Raw genomic sequence first — 12,759 nt, 5'->3', positions numbered from 1 at the left:
CAGGGGAGCTTGCTGGATGCCGCGTCGTGACCGTCGTCCGCTGCGCGCCGTGGACGACGTGGGAGCTCGAACGTCCGCCGGACGGCGGCCGATTCGCTGCTGATGCGTCCTCAGAAGGGCAGCAGGATGTCCATGATCTGCTGTCCGTAGCGCGGCTGCTGCATGTCCGTCAGCTGACCGCGGCCGCCATAGGCGATGCGCGCCTGGGCGATCTTGGTGGAATCGATGGTGTTGTCGCTTTCGATGTCCTCGGGCCGCACAACGCCACCGACCACAAGTTCGCGGACCTCGAAATTGACCCGGACCTCCTGGCGGCCTTCGATGACGAGATTGCCGTTCGGCAGCACCTGCGTGACCACGCCGGCGATGTTGGTATTGATCTCGTCCTTGCGGTCGGTGTTGCCCTTGCCGTCCATTGTGGTTGCGGATTCCGTGGCGATCAGCGTGCTCGGAACTTTCGCTTTGATCGGGCCGGGCAGGGCTGACCGGCCAAGAAAATCCTTCACGGCCGCCTCGTCTCCCGCGGTGCGCCGGCGCTGCGTTTCGTTCTCGACCTTGGCCTTGTCGTCGATCTTGACCTTCACGGTCAGGATGTCGCCGACCTGATGCGCGCGCTGATCCTTGAAGAAGGCGCGCGATCCGTTCCGCCACAGCGAGTTTGGATTGTATGAAGCCGGCTGCGGCATCGGCATCGGCATCTGCACGGGCTTGTAGCCGGGCGCGGTCGTCGGATTTTCGATCGGCGACAGCGGCGGGGCTTCGCCGATGGTCCGCAGGCGGTCGATGGAGGAGCAGCCGCCGAGCACGGCCCCGAGGAGGGACAGGGCCAGAAACCTGGCCGTCAGGGAAACGCGGGACATGATGATGCTATTCCGTCTTGGTTTGTGCGCTGGGCGTTGCTGCCGGCTGATTGGCGGCGGCGAGGTTCGGGGATCTGGACAGGATGCGCGGCGTGAGCGATGTGACCGTGATCTGGCCCGGACCGCTGACGACGCCCTGGATAATTCGTTTCGACTGGATATTCAGAACGTTGACGGTATCGCCGAGCGAGCCGTTTTCTTCCGCTCTGCCGCGCGCGGTGAGCACGATGCCGGGAACCTCATAGACGATCATCGCCGGCTCGTTGCGCTTCACAAGTTGCGGCCGCCCGAGATCGGCTTTGCGGATGACCTGGCCCGGCCGCAGCGGCTGCTGTGCGGCCATGCCGATTGCCGCTTCGAGGTCGCGGACGGTGTCGGCCTGGATCTCGGATTTCGGACGGCGTTCCAGTATCACGTCGGACTCGCGCAGCACGTCGCCGCGCGGGACGGCGCGGGTCAGCACCACGGCGTCCTGGGTTTCGACGGCGTTGCCGGTGACGCGGACCTGCGCCGCGCCGGATCGGAACAGCGCATCGAAGCGGCCGCCGCGCGGCTCGAACGTGATCCGCGACGGCACGATCGCATCGCCATCCGACGGATCGAGATGCAGCGTCAGCGCCGGCTGGTCGAGCGTCACGGTGACGTTGGCGGCGCCGGCCGCGCGCAGCCGTTCGGCCAGGATTTCCGCGATCCTGTCCTTGATCTCGTTGGCGCCGACCATCCGGCTGGCGCGCGTCACCGACACCTCGGAAAGCCCCTGCGCTTCGATGCCAACCTGATGCGGCCGCAATGCTTCGATCACGGCTTGGACATTCACGCTTCCGGTTTCGCCAAGATCGGGGGCGCGGAACACGGCGATGTCGGCCTTGTCGGCGGCCACATCGGCGACGAGATCGCCAATGCGGACGAGATCGCTCGACACCAGCACGGTCGGGCGCAGTGTCTGCGCGCCAGTGGAGGCTGCGGCTATCGTCGCAAACAGCATGGCGGCGGAGAAGCGCTTCATGAGTTGCTTCATCGGTCAAACTCCTATCGCATCATGCCGGAGGTGGATTGCAGCATCTGGTCCGCGGCGGAGACGACCTTGGCATTCATTTCGTAGGCGCGTTGCGCGGCGATCAGGTCGGAGATTTCGCTGACCGCCTCGACATTGGCCTGCTCCAGCGAGTTTTGCAGCATGCTGCCGAAATTCAGTGTGCTCGGCGTCCCAAGCTGCGGCGTGCCGGAGGAGGGCGTCTCGAGGAAGAGGTTGTCGCCGATGCCCTGCAGACCCGACTTGTTCATGAACACCGCAAGCTGAATCTGCCCGATCTGGGTGGGCGTCGTGGTTCCGGCCGGTGTGACGAACACCTGTCCCTGCGCGTTGATGGTCAGGCCGGTGGAATTCGCCGGCACCGTGATCGCCGGCTGAACCAGACTGCCCTGCGCGGTGACCAGGCGGCCGGTGGCGTCGATCGCGAACGAGCCGTCGCGGGTATAGGCGGTGCGGCCGTCGGGCATGGTGATCGGAAAGAAGCCTTCGCCGCGGATCGCGACATCGGTTTCCTTGCCGGTGGTGATGATCGCGCCTTGTGTCATCAGGCGGGGCGTGCCGACCGTCTTGACGCCGGACCCGAGTTCGACGCCGGCCGGCAGGATGTTGCCCTGTTCCGAGGTCTGGGTGCCGACCCGCCGGACCTGTTCGTAGAGCAGGTCCTGAAACTCCGCACGCTGGCGCTTGTAGCCGGTCGTGCGCATGTTCGCGATGTTGTTGGAGATGACCTGGACGTTGAGTTCCTGGGCCATCATCCCGGTCGCTGCGGTGTGGAGCGCGCGCATGATCCTTCCTCGCGGTTACGCCGGAACTTCGGCGAGACGCTCGATCGCGGTGCGTCTCGTGTCGCCATGCTGCTGGATGAGCGAGGCGATCTGCGTGTAGTGGCGGGTGATTTCGATCATCCGGGTCATCTCGACCACGGCCTTGACGTTGGACTGTTCGATCGAGCCCTGAATGACATGCGGATATTGCTCCGGCGTGGGCTGCATGTCGTCCGGCGCCTTGAAGGTCGAGTAGCCGTCCTTCTCCAGGCGCTGAGGATTGTCGAAGGCGACGAGCCTGAGCCGGCCGCGCACGCCGTCCGGCACGGCGATGGTGCCGTCGCGGCTGATATTGATGTCGCGGTCTTCGGCCTGGAACTGGATCGGCCCGCTTTCCCCGAGCACGGGATAGCCTTCGGTGGTGACGAGCTGGCCGGTGGCGTTGATCTGGAACGATCCGTTGCGGGTGAAGCGTTCGCCGCGCGGCGTCTGGACGACCAGGAAGGATTTGCCGTCGATCGCGACATCGAGCGGATTGCCGGTCGGCCGGACCGGGCCCTGGCTGAGGTCGTGCCAGGTCGAGCGATCATGCACGTAGGACAGCTTACGGTCGTTGCCCGCGAAATCGCCGTGGCTCGCGCGCGGCATCAGGAATTCTTCGAAAACCGCGGTCCCGCCCTTGAAGCCGGTGGTGTTGATGTTGGCGATGTTGTTCGAGACGACGTCAAGCTCGCGCCGCAGCGCCATCTGCCGCGACAGCTTGACCAGAAGGGCATTCTCCATCCCGATCTCCCCCGTGAGAGTCTTCAGCCCGCACCCTCCCAAGGCGCTGGCTGAAGCGATCTGCCGCAGCCTCTCCCAAAGCCGCAGACAGCATCCGCTTTGCAGCGAACGTGCCAGGTAATAAAAGTCATATTGATCAATGGCTTGACCGAAAAACCGGAGGGCAGATGCGGCGCCGGCACGGCAAATCCGGCCGCCGCGACCCGGCAAAAAATACCGGGTCAAAGCGCTGCGGAAAGTTTTCGTTAACCATCGTGGCCGTAACGTCGGAACACAGGTTGCGACGGCTTCTGGCAAGCCCGCGCCACAGGGGGCCGATGTCATGGCGGACAAGAAGCGAGCCGAAGCAGAGACTGAGGAAACCGACGGCGCCGCAAAGCCGGCGCCGAAGTCAAAGCGCAAGCTGATCATCATCGCGGCGGCCGCGCTGCTGGTGCTTGGCGGAGGCGGCGGGGCCGCCTTCTTCATGTTCAAGCCCAAGCCCAAGCCCGAGGCGGTGGCGGCGCCCGTCGCCAAGCCCCCGGCCTTCCTCGATCTGCCCGACACGCTGGTCAATCTTGCCAATGCCGGCGGCGACCGGCCGCAATATCTGAAGGTGAAGATCGTGCTCGAACTGCCCGACTCCACGATGATCCAGCAGGTTCAGCCGGTGATGCCGCGGGTCATGGATTCGTTTCAGACCTACTTGCGTGAATTGCGCCCGACCGACCTCGACGGCTCTGCCGGGCTTTACCGCTTGAAGGAAGAGCTGACACGGCGCGTCAATTACGCGATCGCGCCGAACCGCGTGAATGCGGTGCTGTTCAAGGAAATCGTGGTCCAGTGACCATGCAGCTCGATCAGGACGCCGAAATCACCACGGTGCCCGCCGACGGCGCGCCCGCAGCGCCCACCATCAGCGACCAATGGGCCGCGATGGTCGACGAGAACAAGCTCGCCCAGAAGGGCTCGTCCGAACGCGTCCTCAATCAGGAAGAAATCGACAGTCTGCTCGGCTTCAGCCTGGCCGACGTCAATCTGAACGACAATTCCGGCATTCGCGCCATCATCGACTCGGCGATGGTGTCCTACGAGCGTTTGCCGATGCTCGAAATCGTCTTCGACCGCCTGGTGCGGCTGTTGACGACATCGTTGCGCAATTTCACCTCGGACAATGTGGAAGTCTCGCTCGACCGCATCACATCGGTCCGCTTCGGCGATTACATCAACTCGATTCCGCTGCCGACGATCCTCGTCGTGTTCAAGGCGGAGGAGTGGGACAATTTCGGGCTGATTTCGGTCAATTCCAGCCTGATCTACTCGATGATCGACGTCCTGCTCGGCGGCCGGCGCGGTTCCGGCGCGATGCGGGTGGAGGGGCGGCCCTACACCACGATCGAGACCAGTCTCGTCAAGCGCATGGTCGAGGTCATTCTCAACGACGCGGAACTCGCCTTCAAGCCGCTGTCGCCGGTTCAGTTCAATGTCGACCGGATCGAGAGCAATCCGCGCTTTGCGACGATCACGCGTCCCGCCAATGCGGCCATCCTGGTGCGGCTTCGCATCGATATGGAGGACCGCGGCGGCTATGCCGAGTTGCTGCTGCCTTATGCCACCATCGAACCGATCCGCGGCGTGCTGCTGCAGATGTTCATGGGCGAGAAATTCGGCCGCGACCCGATCTGGGAAGAACATCTTGCGACGGAAATCTGGCAGGCGGAAGTCAGCGTCGATGCGGTGCTGTTCGAGGCGCGGCTGCCGCTGCGCCAGATGATGTCGCTTCAGGTCGGCGATACCCTTCCGCTGGAGATCCGCCCCGACACGACGATCGCGCTGCGATGCGGCGACGTGTCGTTGACCGAAGGCCGGATGGGAAGGGTGGGGGATCGCGTTTCGGTGCGGGTGGTGAAGCCGCTGCACAAGCCGAAGATGACCTACGCCATGTTCGAAAATGCCGACGATGCCAAGAACCGGGGGGATACTCCGTGAGCTACGGATTCGGACTGACGATCGAAGCGCTGGTGGCGATCCTGCTATTGCTGACGATCCTCTATTGTGCGCGGCTGAACAAGCAGATCGAAAAGCTCAAGGCCGACGAAAAGCTGATGAAGGCCAGCGTCGCCGAGCTGGTGATGGCGACGGAGCGCGCCGAGCGGGCGATCGCCGGACTGAAGCTGACCGCCACCGAGGCCGATAGCACGCTGGGCGCACGGCTGCGCGAGGCAGAAGCCTATTGCAAGGCAATGGCCTCGAGCCTGAGCGCCGGGGAGGATGTGCTGACGCGGCTGCGCAAGATCGCCAATGCCGGACGGATTCTCGGGAGCGAGGCGGCGCAGCCCGAGCCTGTGGCCCCGGCGCCGGACGCGACCGGCAGGTCGCCTGACGTCAAATCGGTTGCCGCGGCAGCGCAGGCCTTCGCCGAACGGGCGCGCGTGCGCGCCCATGGCCGCGCCGCATGAGCCTGTTGTTTCACCGACTGCGCCTGGTCCCGATCGTGCTGATCGCGGCCACAGGACTGCTTTTGCTCAAGGTCGCAGGGATCATTTTCGAGGGCGGCTATACCCTGGGCGCCGGTCACCAGGCCAAGACCGACCGCGCCTTGCGCGAGGCGACCGTCATCACGAGGCCGGCGCAGACTGTTCAGCCGCCGCCGCCCGCGCGCAAACCGTCCTGGGCGCAGGAAATGTTTGGCTATCCGGATGTCACCGGATCGGTCGGCGCCCCGCCGCAACAGAATGGGGCCAAACCGGCGGAAACCAAACCTGCGGAAACCAAACCTGCGGAGACCAAGCCGGTCGATCCGAAATATGCAAAAGCACCGCCGCCTGCCGCCCCCGCAGGTCAGGTGGTGCAGCTCGAAACCACGCCGATCTCGCCCTCCGAGCGGGCGCTTCTGGAACGGCTGGCGGAGCGGCGCGCCGAGCTTGAGAAGCGCCAGAGCGAACTCGACATGCGCGACACGCTGCTCAAGGCCGCGGAAAAGCGGCTGGAAGAGCGGCTGAACGAGTTGAAGGAGGCCGAAGCCCGCGTCGTCGCCGCCACCCAGCAAAAGGAAGAGGCCGAACTGTCGCGGCTGAAAAATCTCGTCACCATGTACGAGACGATGAAGCCCAAGGACGCCGCCAAGATCTTCGAGCGGTTCGACCTCGCGCTTGCGACCGAGGTCGCCAAGCTGATCCAGCCGCGCCGCATGTCCGACATTCTTTCGCAAATGACGCCGGATGCTGCGCAGAAGCTGACGGCCGCACTCGCCAGCCGGGCCCAGAGCGAGGCAAAGCCGCAGCAATCGCCGCGCGAACTGCCGAAGATCGAAGGCCGTCCGAGCGGTTCTTAAGGTCTCGGTTAACGCTGATTTAATGCCCGCGCAGCTACGGTCAGCATCTGTTCAGGCCGACCACCGGCGCAGGCGTAGATGACCGTTCACGATGCGATCTGCCGATTGATGCGGATCGGGCAATTGTGCCTGATCGCCGCGGCCTGCTATGCGGTCTTTGCCGGACCGGCCGAGGCGCAATCGCAACCGGTTCGCGGCGAAGTGCATGTCGAAACCTCGCAGGGCTTTGCGCGCATTCTGCTGCATTTGTCGGAGCAGGTGGAGACCGACGTCAAGCTCGCCGGGGCCATTGTTGTGGTTCACTTCAGCCGGCCGGTCGACATCAATATCGAGAAGCTGTCGCACGACTTGAACGGCGTCGTCGGTGCTGCGCGCCGGGATCCGGACGGACGGGGATTGCGGATCGCGCTCAGCCGCAGAATGTCCATGAATGCGATGCCGGCCGGCGAGCGAATCTATATCGATCTGCTGCCGGATACCTGGCGTGGTCTTGCGCCGGGCTTGCCGAAAGAGGTGATCGAGGAACTGTCGCGCCGGGCGCGCGAGGCCGAACGTCGTATCCGCACCCAGCGTCAGGAGGGCATCCGTTCGGAGCGGCCGGCGCGGGTGCGCGTTGCGACCCAACCGACTTTCACCCGCTACGTTTTCGAGATGCCGGACGTTATCCCGGTAACCGCGGCGCGCGGCAAAGACGATCTGACGCTTTCATTCAATGCCCGCCTGAAATTCGACTTCGGCGACCTGAAGACGACGTTGCCTGCCACCGTGAAGGCGGTCGAGAGCTTCGAGCAGAACGATACGGTGGCGGTCCGGTTCGCGCTGAATGGGCAGGCCGATGTCCGCACTTTCCGCGAGGACCGCAATTTCGTTGTCGATATTGGCAGCGCCGATACACCGGAGCCGGTGGCGCCGGTGCGTTCCGGGTTCGACGATGCGGCACGCCTTCGGCAGGAGCTGAGCGCCAGGCCTCCGGCCGACGTTGCCGCCCCGCAATCCATTCCAGCCGGACCGGCGGGCGCGCCGTCCGCGCCGCAAGGCGCAGCGTCCGCCGTACCGGCCACACCCCCGCGCGCGCAAACGCCGCCATCCGTGCCGCCTCAAGCAGCAGCTGCCGCCGCTGCCGCAGCAGTTCCGGCGGCAGCCGCGAATGCCGCGCCCGCGCCGTCGCTGCAATCCGCGCCGCCAGACGCCGCAAAGCAAGTCCAGCCACACGCCATGGCGGAAGTCGCCCCCGCACTGGACGCTCTCCCGCGCGATCAAGGCCGTCCGGTCAATGCGGACATCCGCCGGCAGGCCGATGGCGTGCGCCTGACGTTCCCGTTCGCGGCGCCGACGCCTGCGGCGATCTTCCGCCGTGCGGGGACGCTGTGGATGGTATTTGATACCCGCGGCGCGATTTCGCTGCCGGATATCGCTGCAGAATCCGGCGGCATGATCCGCCACGCGCTCGGCACGACGCTGCGCGACAGTTATGTCTTGCGGCTGATGCTGGATCGGCCGCGGCTGGTGAGTGCGTCCGCAGACGCAGGAACATGGACCGTCACCATCGGCGATCACGTGGTCACGCCGAGCACACCGCTTGCGGTCGATCGCAGCATGGCTCATGCCGCGCGCGCCAGTGTCGCGATCCCGCTCGAGCAGGCGCGCGAACTGCATCGCATCGCCGATCCCGACATGGGCGACAATCTTCTGGTGGTGACGGCGCCGGGACCTGCGCGCGGCTTCGTCAGGCCGCAGGATTTCGTCGAGTTCCGCGCCTTGGCATCGGTTCATGGCGTTGCGGTTCAGCCCTTTGCCGACGATGTGCAGGTCGAAGTCTCGCCGAACAACGTGATCGTGGCGCGGCCCGCCGGTCTTACGCTGTCGGGACCAGGCGCCGCAGCGCGCTCGGCGTCGAACATGCGTCCGGCGGTGCTCGATCCGCAGGCCTGGGGCTACGATCGCCAGGCCAAGGTGAATGAGCGCCAGAACGCCCTGATCGGATCGGCCGCGGACGCCGGCGAAGGCAAGCGCAGCGTGCCCCGCCTCGAGCTCGCGCGCTTCTATCTCGCGCAGGAGATGTATGCCGAGGCCAAGGGCGTGCTCGACGTGACCATGGCGGACGAACGTCCGTCCGCCGATGACCCGTCTGTCCTGCTGCTTCGCGCCATCGCCACGCTGATGCTGGACCGTCCGGAGGACGCGCTGAAGGAGCTTGGTCATCCATTGCTCGGCGACCAGCTCGACGCGCCGCTGTGGCGTGCATTCGCGCAGGCGCGCCTTGGCCGTTGGGACGAGGCGCGGCGCGGCTTCAAGGGCGCCGAAGGGGCCATCGCATCCCTGCCGGTCGAGTTACAGCGCATTGCGTTGAAAGAAGCGTTGCGCGTCGCGATCGAGGTGCGTGACTACGAGACCGCACAGAACCTGCTCAGCGAATTCCAGACCATCGGAACGCCGGCAGCGATGGAGCCGGCCGTGTCTGTCCTTAAGGGCCGTCTCGCGCAGGGTCTCGGCAAAGTACCGGAGGCACTTCGCCATTATCGCCTCGCGGCGGAATCCGAGGACCGGCCCTCGGCCGCGCAGGGCCAGTTGCGCAGCCTCTTGTTGCGTGCGGAAACCGGCGAGCTGAAACGTCCCGAACTGATTTCCGAACTCGAGACGCTGACAACGGTATGGCGCGGCGACGACACCGAAATCGAGGCGTTGCACACGCTTGCGAGGCTCTACACCGAGGACCGGAGATTCCGCGAAGCATTTTACGTCATGCGGTCCGCGCTCAAGGCGCAACCCGAATCGCCCTTCAGCCGCCGCATCTACGACGAAGCCGCCATTACCTTCGACTCGCTGTTCCTCGCGGGGACGGGCGACACGATGCCGGCGATCGAAGCGCTCAGCCTGTTCTACGACTTCCGCGAACTCACGCCGATCGGGCGTCGGGGCGATGAGATGATCCGGCGGCTTGCGGACCGTCTGGTATCGGTCGATCTGCTGCCGCAAGCTGCCGAATTGCTGCAGCACCAGATCGACAACCGCCTGCAGGGTGCGGCGCGCGCGCAGGTCGCTACGCGGCTTGCGACCGTCTATCTGATGGACAGCAAGCCCCAGCGCGCGCTCTCCGTGCTGCGCGCGACGCGATCGGCCGACCTCAACACGGATCTGCGGCAGCTGCGGCTGCTGCTAGAGGCGCGCGCATTGTCCGATGCGGGGCGCCACGACCTCGCACTCGACATCGCGGCCGAGATCGATGGCAGGGAGGCGCTGCGCCTGCGTGCGGACATCCTGTGGAATGCCAGGCGGTTCGGCCAATCCGCCGAACAGATCGAGCGGCTGCATGGCGAGCGCTGGCGGTCTTTCGAACCTTTATCGGATGCCGAGCGTGCCGATATTCTTCGTGCTGCGATCGGATATGCGCTCGCCGAGGACCAGATCGGCCTTGGCCGGCTGCGCGAACGCTATGAGGCGAAGATGGTCGAAAGCGCCGACAAGCGCGCCTTCGAGGTCGCCACCGCCCCGCATTCGGCCAACGGCGTGGAGTTCCGGGAGCTTGCGAAGACCGTCACGGCGTTTACCTCGCTCGCCGCATTTCTGCGGGAAATCCGGGAACGCTATCCGGAGATCGGCCCGATCACCCCGGGCGAAAGTCCGCCACCCGCTCAGAACCACACGCGCGCCCCGCCCGGCCGGATGTCGACAGGATCGATCGGCCGGCGGCTCTAGTCGCGCTAACGCGCGGCGACCTGCATTGACACTATTCGATTTACAATTCGCATGGCCGTCGGACGTCGCAGAAGCTTCTCTCGTGCATCTTCTAAGAATTAGACCAGTTTGATTTCGTGGTACGCGCGCCATGCTTTCACACAAATGACGTGAAGCGCGCTGCGCTGCGATCAATTGCGCTTTACTCAGCGCCCGATCATTTGCTGCATGTCGTTCCATCTGGGGCAATGAAGGCACGAGCGCATTTGCTCGCGAGCCTGTTCGTGCGCAGGATAATGGGGCGTCAATGCAATCAAACGACATCGCCGTAAAGGCAGTCTTGAGCCGTACATGTGTCCTTTCACTGGTCATGTCCGGGTGTCTCGCGGTGCTGCCCGCTGCGGCGCAGACATCGCTGCCGCAAATCGATGTGCAACGCGCGCCGCGCAGCAGCGGCGCCACGGTGAGCCAGCCGGCCGGTGAATCTGCGCCGGCGTCCGAATCTGCGCCGGTCCAGGAGAACGCCTTCAGCGCGGTGCAAGGCTATCTCGCAAATCGCAGTGCGACCGGAACCAAGACCGACACGCCGATTGGCGAAATTCCGCAGTCGATCACCGTCGTCACGGCGGACGAGATCCGGGACCAGGGCGCCAAGACCGTTCAGGAATCGCTGCGTTACGTGCCAGGTGCCTTTGCCGATGCCTACGGACCGGACAGCCGTGGCGATTATCCGCGGGTCCGCGGCTCGGATCCGAACATCTATCTGGACGGAACCCAGGCCATCAACGCCTGGCTGTTCAACGAATGGCGGCCGGATCCCTACACGCTGTCGCGCGTCGAGGTTCTGCGCGGTCCGGCTTCCGTGCTGTATGGCGCAACCTCCACCGCCGGCATCATCAATATGGTTTCCAAGCTGCCGCAGGCGCAGAGCCACAACGAAATCGAATTGCAATATGGCAGCTTCGACCGAAAGCAGGTGCAATTCGATTCGACCGGCAAGCTGACAGCGGACGGGCAGTGGCTGTACCGGGTGATCGGCGTGTTTCGGGACGCCAACTACCAGACCGATTTGGTGAAGGACGACCGCATCCTGATTCAGCCGGCGATCACCTGGAAGCCGACCAACGCCACCACCTGGACGCTGTTGGGATTCTATCAGAAGGATACGACGGGCTCGTCGACGGCGTTCCTGCCGCATTACGGCACGATCTATCCGGGACCGACGGGCGGATTCATTCCCGTCAACCGGTTCGCAAGCGAGCCGGGCTTCGACAAATACCAGACCACAACGGGTTCTGTCTCGAGTCTATTCGAGCATGTGTTCAGCGAGAATTTCAAGATTCGCCAGAACTCGCGATACATGCACACGAACGGCAAGTATTTCACCATGTATCCGGATAACTGGTCGTATCTGGCGCCCTGGGGCGCGGGCAATGGCACCGTCCCGCGTTCGATCTGGGCGGCGGCGCCGATCCGGGACAGCGTCACATCCGATACCAATGCCGAATTCAAGTTCGACACCGGAGTGTTGCAACACAAGGTTCTGGCCGGATTCGACTATCGCTACGTTGCGGAGAACGGAGCCAGCAATTTCGGCTACGACGCAAGACCTTTCAATCTCTTCAACCCGGTCTATTTCGGACCGCCTTCGATGCCGCTGTTTCCGTATGACGACACCCAGCAGATTCAGGCCGGCGTCTACGTGCAGGATCAGATTCGTCTCGGTCAGTTGATCGTGGTGGTGGGCAGCCGCCATGACAAGCTCACCGGCAAGCAGGAGAACAACCCCAGTCAGACCGATACGGCGACAACGAGTCGCGTCGGCGTGATGTACGAGTTGCCGGGTGGCTTGACGCCCTATGTGTCGTGGGCGCAATCCTTCAATCCGATTTTTGGCGCGAACATTTGCGAGGGCGGCGGTTTCTGCAAGCCCAAGCGCGGCGAGTTGCAGGAAGTCGGCTTCAAATACAGTCCGTACAAGGGACTCGCGATCAACGGCGCGCTATACGACATCGTTGAGAAAAATCGCGAGGCCTATGGCACTGGCGTGCTGGCCAGGCAGATCGGCGAAGTCAGCATCAAGGGCGGCGAAATCGAGGTTGTCGGCACCATTGCCCCCGGTCTCGATATCATGGGCGGCTATTCATATACCGATGCCGTCACCACCGCGGGCGACAATGTCGGCAGCAAGCTCGATTCGGTGCCGCTGCATATGGCGTCGCTTTGGCTCAAGCAGAAATTCTCGATGTTCGGGATCGACGGCTTTTCGATCGGCGGCGGTGCCCGCTACATCGGAAAATCCTGGTCGACCGGCTTTTCCCCCTACACGCT

General features: G+C 64.2%; 10 protein-coding genes. 6 read left to right on the top strand and 4 right to left on the bottom strand.

Features of this window, described 5'->3' with window-relative positions:
• Positions 1–110 precede the first annotated feature (110 nt).
• Genes flgH through flgF form a run of 4 tightly spaced genes read right to left on the bottom strand, consistent with a single transcriptional unit; the run spans position 111 to position 3,440 of the window.
• Positions 111–860 (bottom strand): flagellar basal body L-ring protein FlgH, encoded by a 750-nt coding sequence (flgH, locus tag ACK41X_RS19560; protein ID WP_409726721.1) that lies wholly within the window; start codon positions 858–860, stop codon positions 111–113.
• A 7-nt stretch (positions 861–867) separates the two neighbouring features.
• A complete protein-coding gene (gene flgA / locus ACK41X_RS19555; protein WP_409726719.1) occupies positions 868–1,878 on the bottom strand; it encodes a flagellar basal body P-ring formation chaperone FlgA in 1,011 nt (336 codons plus the stop codon).
• An 11-nt stretch (positions 1,879–1,889) separates the two neighbouring features.
• The gene (gene flgG / locus ACK41X_RS19550; protein ID WP_409726717.1) at positions 1,890–2,678 is read right to left on the bottom strand and encodes a flagellar basal-body rod protein FlgG; all 789 of its coding nucleotides are present in this window, start codon (positions 2,676–2,678) and stop codon (positions 1,890–1,892) included.
• 15 nt (positions 2,679–2,693) lie between these two features.
• Complete coding sequence (flgF, locus tag ACK41X_RS19545) at positions 2,694–3,440, bottom strand: flagellar basal-body rod protein FlgF (RefSeq protein WP_409726715.1); 747 nt, start codon at positions 3,438–3,440, stop codon at positions 2,694–2,696.
• Between the two features lie 322 nt (positions 3,441–3,762).
• Here flgF and fliL point away from each other — a divergent pair, with 322 nt between their 5' ends.
• The 6 genes from fliL to ACK41X_RS19515 form a co-directional block, all read left to right on the top strand.
• Entirely contained in the window at positions 3,763–4,266 is a 504-nt protein-coding gene (gene fliL, locus ACK41X_RS19540; protein ID WP_409726713.1) for a flagellar basal body-associated protein FliL, read from the top strand.
• Between the two features lie 2 nt (positions 4,267–4,268).
• Positions 4,269–5,408 carry a flagellar motor switch protein FliM gene (fliM, locus tag ACK41X_RS19535; RefSeq protein ID WP_409726723.1) on the top strand — a complete coding sequence of 380 codons (1,140 nt, stop codon included), beginning with the start codon at positions 4,269–4,271 and terminating at the stop codon, positions 5,406–5,408.
• Positions 5,405–5,878 carry a DUF6468 domain-containing protein gene (locus tag ACK41X_RS19530; RefSeq protein WP_409726712.1) on the top strand — a complete coding sequence of 158 codons (474 nt, stop codon included), beginning with the start codon at positions 5,405–5,407 and terminating at the stop codon, positions 5,876–5,878. Before fliM ends, ACK41X_RS19530 begins: the two co-directional genes overlap by 4 nt.
• A complete protein-coding gene (locus ACK41X_RS19525; RefSeq protein WP_409726710.1) occupies positions 5,875–6,753 on the top strand; it encodes a MotE family protein in 879 nt (292 codons plus the stop codon). The genes ACK41X_RS19530 and ACK41X_RS19525 overlap by 4 nt, the downstream gene beginning before the upstream one ends.
• A gap of 78 nt (positions 6,754–6,831) precedes the next feature.
• On the top strand, positions 6,832–10,449 hold the full coding sequence (locus ACK41X_RS19520) for a tetratricopeptide repeat protein (RefSeq protein WP_409726708.1): 3,618 nt from the start codon (positions 6,832–6,834) through the stop codon (positions 10,447–10,449).
• Positions 10,450–10,798: 349 nt separating this feature from the next.
• The coding region (locus ACK41X_RS19515; RefSeq protein ID WP_409726706.1) for a TonB-dependent siderophore receptor at positions 10,799–12,759 on the top strand (1,961 nt) is incomplete at its 3' end.

Source organism: Pseudorhodoplanes sp., from assembly GCF_046289595.1.
GTDB lineage: Bacteria > Pseudomonadota > Alphaproteobacteria > Rhizobiales > Xanthobacteraceae > Pseudorhodoplanes.
Note: the sequence above shows the minus strand (reverse complement) of the source record. Positions and strands in the feature narration are given on the sequence as shown.